This window comes from Peribacillus sp. FSL K6-1552 (assembly GCF_038005205.1).
Lineage (GTDB): Bacteria > Bacillota > Bacilli > Bacillales > DSM-1321 > Peribacillus > Peribacillus butanolivorans.
In genome coordinates, this window is sequence record NZ_JBBOST010000001.1 from 4,881,666 (window position 1) to 4,899,327 (window position 17,662).

Sequence of the window (17,662 nt, forward strand, 5' to 3'; positions counted from 1 at the left end):
TATACCATATCAGTAAAAAAGAGTCAATAAAATTCAATAACCATATAGATAAAATATTTATTAGCCTAAATTGGCAGCTAGATAGGAAAGCCAAATATTCAGGCAAAAAAACTGATGCAGTGCAAAACTTATCAATTAAAAAGAGAAAAAACTGAGCCAACCCCACTTTACATGGTTTTTGGTATCAGTTTTTTCCCTAAATGTAGAAATGATTTATATACTAAACTAATCCTCATCACTTACTATAAGAGGGACTATTTTCCCTTCATTTACGTTGATTAATCCATGGTCAGTTATTTTTAGAGCCGGGCTGACAGGAAGCGATAAAGTGCTTAATGACATAATTACATTGTAATGTTCATATCCTAACGACTTAAGTGCATTAGTTAGATGCTGAACCTGTTCCGATACAATGTCTAATGGCTCTTCCGAAAGAATTCCTCCTACCGGGAGAGGAATCATGGAAAGGACTTTACCATCTTCTACGCAACAGACTCCGCCTTGCTTCCTTATTACTTCGTTAGCGGCAATCAGCATATCCTGCTTATTGCGACCAATCACCAATAGATTATGGTTATCATGGGAATAGGTGGTGGCGACTGCTCCCCGCTTTAAAACATCCCCTGTGATTAACCCATGCGCACGATTACCGTTTTTTCCGTATCGTTCAAATGTTGCGATTAAACCGTAAGAGCTTTCTTCCCAGCATAACTTACCATCTCTTATATCAAGCATATCATGTGTTTCACTTGTAAAAGTTGAACCATTCTGCACGTTTATAATGCGGCATTTGCAACGGTCATGCTTGTGTGAAAGTGGGACATCAAAATCGTCTTCTGTAAGTGCCTCAAGCTTCACACTTTGATAAAACGCCTCAGGGAATTGTCTCTCCTTTACTACCTGCACGTATGGCTGTGAAGATTCATAAACAAGCTCACCTTTTTTGTATACCTGTTCAATGTCAAAGGTTTCCAAGTTTGATACAAGCAGAAAATCAGCCACTTTCCCTGGTGCAATGGTACCCCGGTCATACATTCTCATCCGCTGTGCAGGTGTGTAAGTGCACGCATAAATGGCTTTTTCCGGGGACAAGCCCATTTGTATCGCTTTCTTTAAAAGGACATTGAGATGTCCTCTTTTTTGAAGAGAGTCAGTCATAACATCATCGGTGACAAAGCAGAAATGCTCATCTACTTGTTTTTCCTTTAAGTAATCGATAACTTCTTTAGTCATTGATTTTTCTTGAATCTCAAGAAACATTCCAGCAGCAATCCTAGCATCCATTCCTTCCACTGTTTGGTGGGTGTGATCTGAATTTACTCCGGCATATGCTATCTTTTGTAAGTCTAAATCGAGCAGTTTCGGAACATGCCCCTCTATTATTAAATCGGGATAACGAGAACGGATATGAGACAAAATCTGATTCGTTTTACAATCCGGGTCGGAAATAATCTCATAGTAGTTCATGATTTCACCAAGACATTTAATGTCTTCTGTTTGGATCAATTCATCTATGTCGCTAATTTCAATAGAACCGCCTGTTGTTTCCATCGACGTCGCAGGAACAGAACTCGGGATTGCATAAAACATATCTGCTACGCACTCTTTACTCGCTTTAATCATTTCCTTAACACCTGAAATTCCGAATATATTGGCCATTTCATGTGGTTCCGGCACAATAGTGGTCACGCCATTTTTGATTACCCCATAGGAAAACGTGGACGGCGTTACCATCGTACTTTCAATGTGTAAATGGATATCAATCAGACCTGGAACCATATACTTACCATGCCCATCAATAATCTGATCCGGCTGGAAGGTCTCTATTTCCCGATCTCCAATATAATAAAACTTCCCGTCTTTGATAGCTGCATTTCCTTTAATAAATCTTTTAAAATAGCTGTTAAAAACGTAGATATCTCTTACCAGCATATCTATTTGCATAACTTACCCTCCTAAGCTAATCAACAAGCACCATCTGGTTTCTCGGAATTTCAAGGACAATTTCCTGACCAGCACGATAAGATTCTGTCATTTCCTTGTTCACAGTGAAATCTCCTATTGGAGTTTCAACAACATATTGAAAGCTTCTTCCCAGATACGTGCTAACTTTAACTCGGCCAGATATACTATTTTCCGAAACAACTTCAGAGATATCTTTTGCCCGAATTAATAGATCGTCCGGTCTGATAGCTCCTATTTTTCCAGATAAATTGGTCATTTGTGCGTCCTTTTGTATCACAAAGACATAACCCGACTTACTAAGTTCAATTTTATCCTCGTGATCCACGCGCTTATCAAAATCAATGAAGTTTTTAAAACCGATAAAGTCAGCGACAAATTTGGTTTCAGGATATTTATAGATAGACGCAGGATCGCTAAGCTGCTCAATGACACCTTTATTCATAATCGCTACCTGATCAGAGATGGAGAAACATTCTTCCTGATCATGAGAAACATACACCGTTGTAATCCCCAGCTCTTGTTGGATACGACGAATCTCAACTCTCATATTCACCCTCAAATTTGCATCAAGATTACTCAAAGGCTCGTCAAATAATAGGATATCAGGTTCAATGACGAGTGCCCTTGCAATCGCAACTCGCTGCTTTTGTCCTCCAGAAAGCTCTTGTGGATATCTCTTTTCAAATCCTTTTAGATTAACAATTTCTAGCACATTCATAACACGCTTTTCAATTTCACTTTTAGAAATCTTTCTAAGCCGAAGACCGAATGCAATATTATCGAAAATGGACAAATGCGGAAATAATGCATAGTTTTGAAACACAAAGCCAAAGTTCCGCTTGTTAACAGGTACTTTCGTATAATCCTTATCTTTAAATAAAAACTTCCCTTCGTTTGCCTGTAAAAATCCAGCAATTAAACGCAAAGTTGTTGTTTTTCCACAGCCGCTAGGGCCAAGAAGAGAAACTAGCTTTCCTTTTTCAATCTCAAGATTGAAGTCTTTTAAAATATTTTGTTTATTATAAGCTACAGAAATATCTTGTAATGTAAATAAAGCCATCCATTATTACCTCCTTATCGTTTTGTGAAATAGGACAAGCCCATTAGCCGTTCAACTATAAACATGAAGAAAGCCGTAATGATCATGAGTAATACCGAAATAGCTGAAATGGTAGGATCAAAGTAGTTCTCTACATATGTCAGCATCTGAATCGGAAACGTGCTTACCCCAGGACCTGTCATATACACTGAAATGTCTACATTATTGAAGGATTCTAAAAAGGCAATCATGACAGCTGCTAAGATTCCTGATTTTATATTTGGGAGGACCACTGTAAAAAAGGTTCCCACCTTACTCGCTCCTAGACTCTCAGCCGCTTCTTCAATTGAAAAGTCAAAATTTGATAAGCTTGAAGAAATCACACGTATAATGAAAGGAAGCATTATGACTGTATGTCCAACAAACAGGGCCGCATAAATCGGTAGCTGATACGTCCCCACAATGTATCGTAAAAACGCAAAGCCCAGCACAATTCCCGGAACTAATATAGGAGAAACAAAAAATGCATTTATGATTGTTTTCCCTTTAAAATCAAATCGGCTTAATGCATAGGCAGCTGGCACTCCTAGTAAAAGAGCCAAAAGATTGCCTGCAAGTGAAACTAGAATGGACGTTTTAAACGAAATTAAAAACATTTCCACATTAAAAATATTTTCATACCATCTTAAAGAAAATTCTTCTGGCGGGAATTTTAAAATATTGCCGCCTTCAAATGACGTAACGGATATGATAAGTAAAGGCCCTAGTAAAAAGAGAAACACCAGGAAGGTAAACAGGGCCAATCCTCGATTTTTTTCCTGCATACACCTCTACCCCTTTGGATTTAATTTTTTAGCCAAACCATTCATTATTGATATTATAAGAACAGTTACTGCGATCATTATCGTAGCGACAATTGATGCCACTTGCCATTCATTCAATGTAATGGCATTTTGATAGAGAAACGTCGAAATAACACGCTGTTTCCCACCAAGTAATGCTGGCGTTGTATACGCAGTAAAGCTCCCTACAAAAACAAGAATACTACCAATGACCAAACCTGGAACCGAAAGCGGAATAATCACTTTTGAAAATACCGCCAATCTTGAAGCACCTAAACTCTCCGCTGCTTTTAATAGATCCGTTTCGATATTTTCCATCACTCCTACCAGTGTTACAATAATCAATGGCAAAAATAAATGGACTAATCCGATAATAATAGCCGTTGGCGTGTACAAGATGTCGAGTGGCTTGTCGATCAAGCCCATACTCAACAGCAATTTATTTATCACGCCGTTTTTACCGATAATCACCATCCAGCTGAATGATCGAACAACCGGACTTGTTAATAGCGGGAAAATTGTTAACAGAAGCATGATAGCTTTTGTTCTTTTTCCTAGCTTAGAAATATAATAGGCTGCTGGAAATCCTAACAGAATACAAATAATAGTCGTGAACAGACTCACTCTAAGTGTCGTGAGCAGAATTTCAATGAAGTATCGATCTTTGAAAAAATCGAGGTACCCTTGGATAGTAAAGCCACTTTCATTAAAAAATGTCGTTCCAATCGTTAAGAAGATTGGAACAATCATAAAAATCGTTAAAAAAAGGACACCTGGCAACAGCAACAGGTATAGATAACGTTTTTTCACCTCGTAACCCCCTGTTCATATTATTTATGAATTGATTATGCGAATAAACAGGTTGAAAAACGCCTCCGCATTGACGTCTAGACAAACGTTTGCATTTGCTGGCTTCATCAGCCGGTTTTGAAAGTCGCAAACCATCTGCCCGTCACAAATCTCACTTCTTGTTTCTACATCCACATAGTATTCTTCACTAGTGACAAGATCTTTTTGCAAAGCAATACCTACAGCTAATGGATCATGCATAGCACACGCCCAAATATTATTACGTTCAAAATACCTTTTCCGATATTCAGACGTACTGTCTCTTATATAGTCAGCAAGTGTACTGTTTTGAATTAATTGTATATGCTCTTCTGTTAGAAGAACCTTTCTCGTGACATCAAGACCAACTTGTGTAATCGATTCGAACCCCGCTTGTAATACAATTTTGGCTGCTTCAGGGTCGACAAACGTGTTATACTCCGAGGTTGGTGTGACATTGCCAACCCCTTGTACAACTCCTCCCATAAAGATAACTTCTTTCACAAGTTTGGTAATTTGCGGACACTTTTTAACTGCCAGGGCCAAATTTGTAAGAGGTCCCGTCATGACAAGTGTTACTTCATTAGTGAAATTTAAAATGGAATTAATAATAAAGTCAGAAGCAAAGCCATCATCAGGCTGCTTGTTAACTTCAACATTCTTTAAGGCACCTCCAAGACCGTCTTCCCCATGAACTCGATGTTCAAAAAAGGAATTCCTGATAATTGGAGTATCTGCCCCCTTAATGACTGAAATTTCTTGTTCACCCAACAGATCTAGTATTTTGCATGTATTCCGTGTGGCAGTATCAAGTGATACATTCCCGTTTACTGTTGTAATGCCTAATATGTCAAATTGACGGCTTTTAACAGCAAGAATGATCCCGATTGCATCATCTATTCCTGTATCCACATCGAGAATCAATTTTTTTTTCATCGATTAAACCTCTTTTTCTTAGTGTGCAAGTTCACGATTCCAACGATCAATCCATTGTTTAGAGTTTTCATTAACAAACTTCATATCTAGTACAAATAATCTGTTAACAACATCTTCTCCATACGTTAAGCCTTTTGCTTCTGTTTTAGATAGCTTAACTTCTGTGTTAACTGGAGAGTCGATCTTCGCTTTCGCTGATTTTTCCTGAACTTCATTACTTAAGATGTAATTAATAAATTCTTCAGATAATTCTTTTTGATCGCTTCCTTTTACGATATTCATCGTATTCATGACTGCGTATCCGCCTTCTTTAGGGGAAACGAACTTAGCATTAGGAACGGCTTCCTGTAAATCGCCAAAGTACATTTCCATTATTGGACCTGCAGCAATTTCTCCTTGCGAGAACATGTTGACAAACTCAGATGTTTGTCCATATTCTTTAACAACATTTGGCAATACTTTTTTCATTTGACCAAAGGCTTTATCTTCATTAAACTCATTACTTCCACTGACTTTTGAAGCAGCATCTAAAAACATTGGTCCAGTTGTTGAAGTAATTGATGGAATTGTAATTTCACCTAAATCCTTACTCCAAAGATCTTTCCAAGAGGAGATTGGTTTACTCACTTCATCAGGGTTATACGCAATTCCAAATTGCGCAATTGTATAGGCTGGTCCATACTCATCGCCATTTGGAGCTTTTGCTTTGTCATAAATTTTATCAATATTCGAAATCTTGCTATGATCAATTTTTTCAAACAAACCATCATCGATTCCCTGTTGTGCATAGTAGTCGGATAGATAGATAACATCCACATCGGTGTTTTCTTGACGCACTTTGTTCAATCGATCTGCATTGTTTCCTGAATCTATTACAATTTCAACATTGTGCTCCTTTTCAAATGGTTCGTAAACTTCCGGTCGAAAGAAATCCTCAGCAAATCCCCAAGTTGAAATCACTAATTTTGTTGGCTTTTGTTTCCCATCAGAAGTATTTTCATTTGAAGAGCATGCAGCTAAAACTAATGCAAAAACCGATAACATCATAAATGAGCTAATTATTTTTTTCATCAATTAAACCTCCGTTTTTTATATGTTTAAAGTTGCCTTTCTTACTAATATAAATGTAAAAAAAGACAATCTTAAATAGAATAAAAATTCTACCCAAGATTGTCTTTTCTTTGTAAACAAAGATAAAACCTATCATTTGGTTCTTTTGTGGCGTTCCCTCCAGATAAATCCGAAGTGGAAATCCATTTATATTATTATATTATTTTTCTTTCAATACTATATTGGTAAATGCCCGTTGCGTCGCTGAGTCATAATCTCTTAGGACGGCTTCAATATCCCAATCCGTTTGCGTTTCTAACTTTTGTCTTAATTTCTTTTTATAAAGCAGTGACATATGAAAATCAACCTCCTGCTTTAGGCTAGGAACTTCTCCCTCTAAAGCTTCAGAGCGTGGGGCACGTCGATGTTTGGCCTGAAATGTAATCACATTCAGCTCAACAGTAACCTTTAGCAACGTCGTACCAAAGCCGAACAATTCTTTCGATACCTCATTATACATATGAGAAAGCAATTTCTTCGTTTCGTTAGAGTTTATCGGTAAGATGACTATCACCTGCCAAACCTGTTGTTTGAGGTAATTATATATACTTTTTGTGAATTACACAAGATAATATTCGGATTTTCAACAAAAAAAATGTTTTTTCTTCAGAAAAATAACATTTACCCACCAATACCCGAATTATACTAAAAATCATTTGGGTATTTTTGTGATTTTATTTACAACTATATATCAATATAATCACCCAAAATGTGGATTTCAACCTTAATCATAGCGAATCCCCCTATAACGTCCATACAACTACAGCTTTAAAAATTGCAGAAAACAGGGCAATTGTAGTTGTTAGTGAGATGTATCATAGGGCTGTAAGTTTTCAGTATGTTTTTGTTAGCTAAACCTGAGGGAAGGTCACATTCGATACTATTCATAATACTGGAGTTAAACTAACATTAAATATATTTACGACGGATTTTAATGACTCCGTTCCTTCTAAATAAGCAAAAACAGCTTTTAATGAATACTTTGTCATAAAAAAACTACACCTCCAATTGTTAGACGGTGTCTAACAATTGGGGTGCAGTTCCTTTTAAACTATATCCCTTATTACTGGCATAGAACGTTCTTGGAGGCTATCGGAAAGCAGACTATACGCAATTAATTTCTTCTTGTACTGTTTGACTACATCCACGTGGTCGTTGTAAATGTACACAAATAATCTAACATCCGTTTTGCCTCTTTTAGTATCAATGACTAATGGAGTCCCACCGTTCTCTGGATGCAAAAATAATTGCTCGTTCCCTGGAAATATATGATTTTTTTTCAAAAATATCGCTTTGTTAAAATAATTAATAACTTGAATCTTGTCTTCACCTTCCAAGCGTTTTCCGTCAATGGTTACGATGGCATTCGCGTCACTAAGTTCTGAATGCAGCTTAAATTTGCTGATAATCCAATTCACTGCATCGGTTGGAAGGCAGGTAACTAATATTTTTAACAAGGCTAAGAGAATTGTTAAAATCAAAATAGGCAATGTCATATTTCATCATCTCCGCTACGTTATAAATTAATTGTTATATCCAAGAGGCGGACAGTTTTTCTTAGAAGTGACCGTTCTATTAACGTTTCACTTTTGGTGAAAAGTTGTACTTAAACTAGAGACCAGTAAGTTAAGTTCACAATTTTGTCACATTTGTGAACTAATTCACAAATACTCACAAATAGTTAGTGTCATGTACATCACTCGAACAAACATGACCTTTATACAATTAAGCCTATATTTCTCTCCTGTCTTTTCATCTCCATTCTGTCAATAATCAGCAACTAGCAAGAGTTGGTTTTAAGTTGATAATTCTATCATAATAAAATTGGATGAAATTAAACCATCCACTTGGGCGGTATTTTGACCATCCACTTTATTTTTTTTAGAAAAAATACAAATTAGTTAACCTCTGCTTCATGCTATTAATCCAAATCTTAGCCATAAATGAACTATAAAAAACCTCAAGATTTGATTATTTTAGAAGTGCTTTATTCATTTATAAAAATACTTATTTATGGTATACCTTAAACAATAATTCATGCTAATTTTATTATGAAGTAGAAAATGCCTACAGTTAATACTAGTGCAAGACCAATATAAATATAACTAAGATTCAACAAATTCCCTTTCGTAGCTGAAGAATAATTACTATCACTCTTCCCCATTAGTGAAATGGTACTAACTAAGGCTACTAAACTAATAGCTACTACTAATATTACACTAATCGTCATCATCATACGCCTCCAATATTATTAGTATTTATATCCTTTAACCATTTAACATTATTCCGATTCTCATTATTGATGTGTAACGTAAATATATCAGGTCTGCTGTAATGACCAACTGGATCAAAGTCAAATTGGCTGTATGCTATTTGTTTAAGGTTCAAATCACTAATTAGTATTGCTTCTTCACCATACACTGGTTCATAGACATATTCACCAAAAGGATTAATAATTGCGCTTCCTCCCCGGCACATTTCAATAGGGGAAGTCTCTAATTCATCATAGCAGGCCAAGTCCTTGGGATACATATCCTTTGTTACGTATTGATTACATGACAAGACAAAGCACCTTCCTTCCATAGCAATATGACGAATAGTAGATTGCCAGGAGTCCCTTGAATCGGCTGTTGGAGCAATATAAAGTTGTATGCCCTGTGCATACATGGCGCTCCTTGCTAATGGCATATAATTTTCCCAACAAATAAGCGCCCCAATCTTTCCATATGGAGTATCAAAAACAGGTAAAGTGCTTCCATCTCCTTCGCCCCATACAATTCTTTCTGAGGCCGTAGGTTTAAGTTTACGATGTTTTCCTAAAATCAATCCGTCCGGCCCAATAAAAAGCACTGTGCAATAGAGAGTTCCACCGCTATTCTCAGAATCCCTTTCTATTACTCCAATAACAAGATAAATATTAGCTTTACGGGCAGCTGAACATAATAAATTCGTTTCTTCCCCTGGTACAAGTATAGAATTATTCCAATAACGATACCAATCCTCTCTTCCTGATTGAGAACGGCTGCCAATTTTTGTTCCGAATGAAAGCCCTCTTGGATACGCAGGGATGAACGCTTCCGGGAAAACGACTATATTGGCTCCTTTACTTGCAGCCTCGTGAATAAGATCAATGGCTTTTTTCACACTTGCCTTTTTATCCATTATGACGGAAGCAGCCTGAACAACAGCTACTCTGACATTCTCTTTGTTCTCCATCCTTGTACCTCCTCTTCTAAAGTGCAACAATACCTTTTTTTATTTTCTTTAAAATTTGATCATTTAAAAATAACACAAAACATTCAGTGTATATGAATATGAAATAATTTACATACCAAATTTAAATTGTCTAGGTAGACTACTCTTAGTTTTTACGGAGTAAATGTATTAGAATGATCCCTACTTCTCTATAATAAAAGAACGGCCGATTTTATGACCATCCAATCTTGTAATATTTCCACCCTCCACTTGTTGAACTCTTTTATTAATATACATAAAAAGGTAAAAGTACTTCTAAAGGAACAGCTAAGATACCATGTCTTGTGGCACCTCTAACCTAACTTGCTTCTTTGAAAAGACAAAAAAAGAATCATGACTTTGTCATGATTCACTCGAGAATATTTGAGCATACAGCTATAAGCTCCTTACAGCATCTGCAAATCTTTTGATCCCTTCTTGAATGGACTCCTCGTTTTCTCTCGCAAAGGTAAAGCGAATATATTCCTTGTTTGTTCCCAATGTTGAACCGGGAACGTAAATGACTCCTCTTTTGATAGACTCCTCTAGTAATTGTATTTCGTTTAATTGTACTTTCAACTTACACCACAAATGAATACCACCGTTTGGCGAATAATAATCAACTTTGTTTTTAAGAAATTGTTGGAGACTCGATACTATTGCATCCCTTCTTTTTTCTAGCTGTTCTCTTAAGTAGGTAATATGAGTTGGGAAATGATCTGAATCAAGAAAATCATTTGCTATCCATTGAGTGAATGAGCCATGACCGAAGTCAACCTGTTGCTTAGCATCAGACAGTCTCTCTATTACTGGTTTCGGTCCAATTATCCAGCCAATTCTTAAACCAGAAGCAACAATTTTTGACAAAGAGCTTATATATAAAACATTTCCGTTGTTGTCCATTGATTTAAGAGTAGAGATTTCCTCCCCAGAAAAGGAAGTTAAACTATAAGGATCATCTTCTATAACCGGTATTCCATATTCGGATGAAATCTCTAGAATCCTTTTACGACGGTTGATATGAAGTACAGTTCCTGTTGGGTTTTGAAAAACAGGGTTCAAAAAAATCATCCTGATTCGATGTTTTTTGTGGAGTGCTAGTAAATCCTCTGGGTTGATGCCATCCTTATCAACTGGTAATAGAAAAGTTCTTAGTCCTGCGGATTGAAAAATGGGAAGGTTGTAACTGTATGAAGGATCTTCCAATACAACGGCATCTCCTGGCTTTAACAAGCATTGGATAACGAGATGTATAGCTTGTTGTGCACCAGAAGTAATTAGTATGGAGGATGGATTCGTGTCAATTCTCCTATACTGTTTAACATGATTGGTAATGGTGTCCCTTAAAATCGCATTGCCCTGAGGATGATCATAACCTAAGCTACCAATAAAAGACCTATTCGAAATGATTTCACGTAGGGATTGGACTGGAAATAAGTCTTCTGATAACTCCCCACTAGCTAAGTTTATAAGGTTATGCCCTTCCGTTTCTTTACGTATTCTTTGGGTTACCGGCAAATTGGGTAAAAATGAACCAGCTTCGATATATCTATTCCAACTAGGTATACGTTTTCTGTTGATTCCCCATATATCCTTGCTGATCATTGTTCCGCTTCCTTTTTTTCGTTCAACTAACCCATTTGCTTCCAATTCATCATAGGCTGCTACAACTGTACTTCTGTTAACCCCAAGTTCATGTGCCAAGAAGCGCTCAGAAGGTAACGGCTTATCTAGTAAAAATGTTCCATCAGCAATACCACTCTCAATATAACCGGCTATTTGTTTATATAAAGGCTCCTTGGATTTTCTATCCGTTCTCCATTCCATAAGCTACACCCTTTAAAATCGTTTAGTTAAAAGCGTACTAAATCCTTATTTATTCCCTTAAGTGGAAAAACCATTTATGTCAGTATAATCCTCTATCAAGATTATTGCACGATTGGGATAGAGGTTCACAACATTTGGTGAGTTTCATCCATTTTTTCAAACTCATTGGAATTCTCTGCTGAAATAAAAACGGCCTCTATTCCTTATAGGGGAATGGAGGCTTTAGCTTATTAAGAATGATACATTCTATTAACTACGCAAACTTCCTTTCAGCCATGGGCGCTGTCGATAGGGACCGATTGGAATTTGTATGAGGCTTGTTTTTCCTTGGTGATTTTCCATCTTGTAAATTTCATCACACACGTTCACATCAAATCCGAGTAGGGGGTGACCATTCATCCCGAGTGCTGAAGCTGCTATAAGTAATCGTTGTACGAGCATACCTGCTTCCATTTGCTGGATTCGATATCCTCTATAACCTAGTTCCGGTTTGTAGTGATCCTTATTCCCCGCTACATGAAGGCAGAGCGGTATTTGCTGCAAATTCACATTATCCAGCGACATTCCGTATTGCAACGGAATCCGATGATCTCCGGGCTGTATCTGACATAACACATGATCCATGCTGTCATATTGATAAGCTCCATCAGGTATGTCTTCTACATTATATAAACAGCCATACAAGGAAACACGCGGATTTTGCTTTGTATCTGTTTCATCCAAATCATTTCGATAGGAAAAGGAAGTCGTCGCCTCCTGAAGAAGTGTGGCTAGTTGTGTTTGACTTACCTTTCCCAAAACGAAATCCATTTCCGGTGAAAATCGCTTTCGGCAAACCGAAGCCAAATCATACGACAATCGCTTCGTAGAGGGCAGAGCGATCTCGATTCCCTCACAATTCCTACCTTTCATTGCTTTCATTGGTCGAAACGACTCTGTTGACTCCATCATGGATGCTGCATTCATTTTGGTTAACATCGGATACTCTTTAATCGTCAGTGACCGAACATAGTGATTACACTGAATCGTTGTCAATTCCCTGTATAATTCTTTTGAATTGACAAACCCGCCTGTGTTGCCTACATTTGCAAACGAGTGAATCGGTTCCACAGATAAGGGAATCACCGCATACGTGCTCTCTTCTTCTTCGGATAACCCAAGCAAATGATTGATGGCACGATCTAAAAATTGGAAGTATACCATGGATGTAAAGCCAAACCGTTTTGCCACTTCTAGCAACTGTCCAATCAGCACTCCAGCATCCAATCCTTGCAGACGGTATGAAAAATTATTGTATTTATAGAAATTTTTCCAAAACATGGTCGACACAAAAACAGTGCCAAAACAGGATGAGATGTCACACCGATTCCCAAGAGCCTGTTCTAAATATTCATCAAAATTGCCTTCGCGCAACAACACCAATCGATGATGTGCCACATCATAATGGTACACACCTGCAGGCAACTCCTCCATCTTCAAATACACGTATAATTCGTTTGGATACAACGCTCCTCCTGAAGGAGCAAAACGCCGAAAGGATTGCATGAGATCCGCCTGATCTGCAGAACCCAAAGTCTGACTTACTTGTGTAAGTCCGAATACATACCAGAGAAAATGACCGATTCTATCGCAGTCAGGGTTCGAAGGCGTTGCCCCTTCTTCAAGCGTCAGCGGCATCTCCATGGATAAAGGAAACACTGGTCTATCACGGTAGAGCTTATACGTAAGCGGTGCATCATTCCAATCCACCACCCAATCTGGTGGACTTGCCTTCTCAACGTCAAAATGTAGATTGTGAAGAAATGCCTCTAGACTCATCCTCCTGCCTCCTAGTCACCGCTTATGGAAACGGGTGCGGATGTGGGTTGAGCTGTTCAAGTTTCAGAGGTTGTTTTGCATATCCGAGTTCCATTGGAACCTTCAATACCCTCTCCAGCCCAGTTGTACGGGTAAGATGATGTCCGAATGTCATCGGCAGCATTCCTGGAATCAGCACCTTTACGCAATGTAATCCGTTTCGTTTGATTTCCGGAGTCGTCTGATCTACCACAATCACCTCAAGTTTCAATCGGCGAAATTCTTGAAGAATATCTTGCAAATCATCAGTCAAATCTGAATGCTTCGCCTTTTGCTTGAATTCCTCATCAAATGTTCTCAATGGACGATTATCATCCAATAAGAACTCCAAGCGTTCTTCAGCATGTGGCAAGCCATACAGCATGCCATGATCATCCATCTTCTGCACCAGCGAGGAATCATGCAGCATTTTTTCAATCTCCTCTTGGTCCTCCTCCATTTTCTCGTCAAGAGTCAGCATCATGCCAGCCAACTCGAAAACTGCGCTTTTCACCGCCCTTATCGGATCAAGATGAGCTCCGGCCGCACATATGATATTCAAGCCTTTTTGCTTCCTGTTTTTCGCCATCGCCCATACGCTTGGAATGCCGTGTTCCATTGTCGAATTATACAAATAAATATCATATCCCGCCGCAGCCCTTGCCCGGTCAATCATCAACTCCAGTTCTTTGTCATTTGCAGAATAAGGGTCAAGACGCGGGAGAGACAACTGCGCGTACCAAGTCAACAGAAACGAATCACGCTCCACCACTTCCATAATGCCGTAGAAAATGGCCTCCTCCAAACTTCCACCTAAAGCGCAGCCATTGGAGGTTTCATAAACAAATCCTTCCCCGCAGCCTAAGCTGTAATAAGAAAGTAACTCCGGAACAAGGATCGGACGCTCCTGCAGAAATGAATGGCCCCATACCCAATCTATTGAGCGATCAGGATTAAACGGTGGAAACGGAAAATCAGACTTTGCATATTGTTCCTTGGCGTGTACGCCTACCTTGGTAGGATTAAGTGCATGATCTTTCAAATTACGATAGCTGTCATGGATTACTGTCCGTTTGCCACGGGGCTCCATCCCACAATACCTTTCCAAGCCCTCCAATATAGCTGTCATCTCACTTACGGCGTATGAGAGAGTCCGACCTGCAGCTCCCTCATCTCCAATGAACAAAGGCAGATTAACACTTACATCAGCAAATGGAGGCACAAGATCATACATTTTATTATTCAAAAATCCCATGCGGTGGTCCAAATAATCTTTGGCTAATACTTTACTCAAATCCTCCATCGAACGACAGCGGTAACTGTCGGGACTGATTTTCGGACTTGATTGTAATGAAATACGGGCCAGTTCTGGCGAGTCTTCAGGTAATTCGCTGCAAACTGCACACAGCGGATCAGGTAAAAAAGAATGCCATGAACTATTCAGTGTTTTCAGGTTGATTAATGCAACCCTTCCTTCCGAATGAGGGTGATCACCTTTCATTACCCTCCCTACCTCGGCGCCTATCAGGTGAGCCATCTGCATAAGTCCTGTACGTGATGCTGCCACATCACGCTGTATTCCTCCTTTTTCTTGTAACTGCTTGCGAATTTCCCACATCTCTTTACGATCACGTCCTGCCATGAGATGCCTTAAATCTGCACACTGAGAACACCCCTGAGTGTCCGGGCGTACCAGCGGACCGATTATTCCTTCTCCAAATGAAACGAAGCCCCGCAGCCAAGGAATGCCCGTTGGCCGTAACATCTCTTCTGCCTTTTGATGGGCAATAGGATTCCAAGCATCTTGTAACACCAGAACCATAGCAGTCGTTTGCGGTATTCCTGCCTCGAAATCGGTTTGGTGAGTGACCTGGTATTGGCCGGACAGGTCTCCATAAACATGGTCAGCCAACACTCCTTCTCCGACAACCAATACGTCAGCTTTCACCCTGATTCCTCCTCTCGCAACAACACCCCAAACACCCCTGCCAGTTCTTCTTTCAAAAACGATTCCAACTCTAGTTCGAAAACACAGATTCGCTTTTTATTCTTTTCCAAAACTTGCATGGCAGACTGAAAAACCTCAGAATGCGCTGTCACCTCGTACGCAGGAATCACAAGCTTTAGCGGCGCTTTGCCTTCCTGAAGCAAGCGTGAATCTTCTACCTCTTCCGTTGTGGGGCAAACTGTTTGATTTTGGGCTTTCGTAACGGCCTGCTGTAACGCATTTCGCAATGCCATTGTTATATTCAAACCGACAGAACCAGACCAGTCATCACCCGAAAAGACCGATACCACAGGGAAACCGGATATTTCCCCTCCTAAGCCAATGATTGGTTCACCTTGCAGCGTGGTCAGTGCCTGCAAGAAATACCTGCAGCGTTCATCTTCTACCGCGTCCAACTGCACCTTGGCAACAACATTCTCTTGATTGAATGGCTGCTTGTTTAACTCATCATCTAAACACCTTTGCAATCCTCGGCACATGCATTCCGCGAACGTTTCCCCTGCACCAACACCGACAAACCCCTGCACTTTCTCTACTCCCTGGAACGGCGATAAAGTCGTTACGAGCTGTTTGACTGTTGGGGACACATACGCTTCAATCCCTACAAGGCCCGCTTCCCTCCTTGCTTCTTCATGCGTCAAATCGGAACAGATTATTTCTGGCTGCAGCTCGCATGGTCCCTCTGACAATGGATCAGCCACCTGAACTCGGCATTGAGCCAGCGGCAGCTGCTTAAGATCTCCCTCATCCCAACGATGGAAAATTCCTGACTGTACCGATGTCAATCTGCTGAAACCCAAAAATAATTTCCCCTGCTCATCGCTTCCCAATTTCTGTTCGAGACGCTGACCGAAATCCTGAACCCATTTTGCTGCCGTATTTCCAATCACCAACGGGTGAGGCATGAACGAATGCCAGTTTCCCACCAATGTTTCCATATTAAGCAGGTAGAATTGATTATTTTGCCTCGATTCGTTCACTTCTGTCGTTTCTTTAAAAAATTCAAATACCATCACATTGGCCAACATCGCTCCTGCTGTGGAAGAAAAGGCGGGGAGCTGCTGGTCTTTGCTAAGCACCGATTGGTGGATACGACGCCATGCAGACTCCCAACACGCAATAGAATCCGGATTCACCAGCGGGCCTGCCAATCCTACTTGATTTAGACTTATTGCAGGGAGAAACATTTTTTTCTCTTGCCTGCAAACCGAATGAAGTTCTTGTAATTCCTCTACAGCACCTTCTTGTGACACATACAATATCGAATCAAACGGCTGTACAATCTCTTGCCAAGAAGAACCGCCCTCTCTCTCCAGCTGGACCTCATCTACGGCTACATCGGAGTCTGTCTTCCGTGCATGTGCCACGAGCTCCTTCAACCGCTGTCTATCAGTTGGTACCGAGTCTGTAATGAAAACATGGAATGTGGGTAATCCAGCTTCCATTAATGCAGAAACCAACGAAATAAAAAAGGGACCAGAACCAATAGCCAATACTTTTACTTGGCGAAAGCCTTGAAAACGGTATGTGCCCGACCCCCCAAAACTGTCCAAAAACTCTATTTGAGAATCATACTTTTTAAGAACCTGTTCCGACAGTTCATGCGGTCGATCTTGACTTACATCCCGAACAAACCCGTTTTTATATAAAACCTCTGCAATTTCGAACACTCGATTTCGGTACGGACCTGGCAATCCTTCAGTCAATTCACTCAATGTATGGTCCCCATTGAACATCGGTAATAGCTTTTCAATCCACGGAACAATCGTACTGCCCTCCATACGGAACGAACTTATGTTATTCCTGAAATACACACCTCTGTTTGGTTCAGGGAGAAAAAACGTGTCCCTTTTCACTTTCAGACGCATAGAAGGGGTCATATTTTCCATTCCGGTCCTCCTAACCCGAAGCTTTTCTAGTTCTGCTTCAGCACTTCACTTTAATCCTATGTATGACAATTTGTCTCTTATGTCTAATCTTTCAAAGAAAAGTCCCTGCAACATCAATGCAGGGACATCTCCTTCTCTTTAGAAAACC

13 protein-coding genes are annotated in these 17,662 nt (G+C 39.6%); all 13 read right to left on the bottom strand.

The features are described 5' to 3' along the window. Positions 1–225: 225 nt before the first annotated feature. Positions 226–1,944 carry an adenine deaminase C-terminal domain-containing protein gene (locus NST21_RS23415; protein ID WP_116821010.1) on the bottom strand — a complete coding sequence of 573 codons (1,719 nt, stop codon included), beginning with the start codon at positions 1,942–1,944 and terminating at the stop codon, positions 226–228. A gap of 16 nt (positions 1,945–1,960) precedes the next feature. Next, a complete protein-coding gene (locus NST21_RS23420) occupies positions 1,961–3,025 on the bottom strand; it encodes an ABC transporter ATP-binding protein (RefSeq protein ID WP_056520062.1) in 1,065 nt (354 codons plus the stop codon). Between the two features lie 14 nt (positions 3,026–3,039). Then, on the bottom strand, positions 3,040–3,828 hold the full coding sequence (locus NST21_RS23425) for an ABC transporter permease (protein WP_053347700.1): 789 nt from the start codon (positions 3,826–3,828) through the stop codon (positions 3,040–3,042). Positions 3,829–3,834: 6 nt separating this feature from the next. Next, positions 3,835–4,656, bottom strand: coding sequence for an ABC transporter permease (locus tag NST21_RS23430; RefSeq protein WP_098176019.1), 822 nt, complete (start codon positions 4,654–4,656; stop codon positions 3,835–3,837). A gap of 24 nt (positions 4,657–4,680) precedes the next feature. Continuing rightward, entirely contained in the window at positions 4,681–5,610 is a 930-nt protein-coding gene (locus NST21_RS23435; protein WP_201186704.1) for a nucleoside hydrolase, read from the bottom strand. Positions 5,611–5,628: 18 nt separating this feature from the next. Continuing rightward, complete coding sequence (locus NST21_RS23440; RefSeq protein ID WP_340891579.1) at positions 5,629–6,681, bottom strand: ABC transporter substrate-binding protein; 1,053 nt, start codon at positions 6,679–6,681, stop codon at positions 5,629–5,631. A 199-nt stretch (positions 6,682–6,880) separates the two neighbouring features. Continuing rightward, positions 6,881–7,180 (bottom strand): DUF2294 domain-containing protein, encoded by a 300-nt coding sequence (locus tag NST21_RS23445; protein WP_082527362.1) that lies wholly within the window; start codon positions 7,178–7,180, stop codon positions 6,881–6,883. Between the two features lie 586 nt (positions 7,181–7,766). After that, the gene (locus NST21_RS23450; RefSeq protein WP_340891581.1) at positions 7,767–8,216 is read right to left on the bottom strand and encodes a YfmQ family protein; all 450 of its coding nucleotides are present in this window, start codon (positions 8,214–8,216) and stop codon (positions 7,767–7,769) included. Between the two features lie 736 nt (positions 8,217–8,952). Continuing rightward, positions 8,953–9,936: a carbon-nitrogen hydrolase family protein gene (locus NST21_RS23455; RefSeq protein WP_340891583.1), complete on the bottom strand. Its 984-nt coding sequence runs from the start codon at positions 9,934–9,936 to the stop codon at positions 8,953–8,955. Between the two features lie 414 nt (positions 9,937–10,350). Beyond that, complete coding sequence (gene pdxR, locus NST21_RS23460) at positions 10,351–11,781, bottom strand: MocR-like pyridoxine biosynthesis transcription factor PdxR (RefSeq protein WP_340891585.1); 1,431 nt, start codon at positions 11,779–11,781, stop codon at positions 10,351–10,353. A gap of 249 nt (positions 11,782–12,030) precedes the next feature. After that, positions 12,031–13,599 (bottom strand): SagB family peptide dehydrogenase, encoded by a 1,569-nt coding sequence (locus NST21_RS23465; RefSeq protein WP_340891587.1) that lies wholly within the window; start codon positions 13,597–13,599, stop codon positions 12,031–12,033. 22 nt (positions 13,600–13,621) lie between these two features. After that, positions 13,622–15,565 carry a TOMM precursor leader peptide-binding protein gene (locus NST21_RS23470; protein WP_340891588.1) on the bottom strand — a complete coding sequence of 648 codons (1,944 nt, stop codon included), beginning with the start codon at positions 15,563–15,565 and terminating at the stop codon, positions 13,622–13,624. After that, positions 15,562–17,514 carry a putative thiazole-containing bacteriocin maturation protein gene (locus NST21_RS23475; RefSeq protein WP_340891589.1) on the bottom strand — a complete coding sequence of 651 codons (1,953 nt, stop codon included), beginning with the start codon at positions 17,512–17,514 and terminating at the stop codon, positions 15,562–15,564. Before NST21_RS23475 ends, NST21_RS23470 begins: the two co-directional genes overlap by 4 nt. Positions 17,515–17,662 lie beyond the last annotated feature (148 nt).

Bases quoted from the DNA above. Each gene is read 5' to 3' on its own strand.
- NST21_RS23415 (WP_116821010.1), bottom strand. From the start codon at position 1,944: ATGCAAATAGATATGCTGGTAAGAGATATCTACGTTTTTAACAGCTAT.
- NST21_RS23420 (WP_056520062.1), bottom strand. From the start codon at position 3,025: ATGGCTTTATTTACATTACAAGATATTTCTGTAGCTTATAATAAACAA.
- NST21_RS23425 (WP_053347700.1), bottom strand. From the start codon at position 3,828: ATGCAGGAAAAAAATCGAGGATTGGCCCTGTTTACCTTCCTGGTGTTT.
- NST21_RS23435 (WP_201186704.1), bottom strand. From the start codon at position 5,610: ATGAAAAAAAAATTGATTCTCGATGTGGATACAGGAATAGATGATGCA.
- NST21_RS23440 (WP_340891579.1), bottom strand. From the start codon at position 6,681: ATGAAAAAAATAATTAGCTCATTTATGATGTTATCGGTTTTTGCATTA.
- NST21_RS23445 (WP_082527362.1), bottom strand. From the start codon at position 7,180: ATGTATAATGAGGTATCGAAAGAATTGTTCGGCTTTGGTACGACGTTG.
- NST21_RS23450 (WP_340891581.1), bottom strand. From the start codon at position 8,216: ATGACATTGCCTATTTTGATTTTAACAATTCTCTTAGCCTTGTTAAAA.
- NST21_RS23455 (WP_340891583.1), bottom strand. From the start codon at position 9,936: ATGGAGAACAAAGAGAATGTCAGAGTAGCTGTTGTTCAGGCTGCTTCC.
- pdxR (WP_340891585.1), bottom strand. From the start codon at position 11,781: ATGGAATGGAGAACGGATAGAAAATCCAAGGAGCCTTTATATAAACAA.
- NST21_RS23465 (WP_340891587.1), bottom strand. From the start codon at position 13,599: ATGAGTCTAGAGGCATTTCTTCACAATCTACATTTTGACGTTGAGAAG.
- NST21_RS23475 (WP_340891589.1), bottom strand. From the start codon at position 17,514: ATGGAAAATATGACCCCTTCTATGCGTCTGAAAGTGAAAAGGGACACG.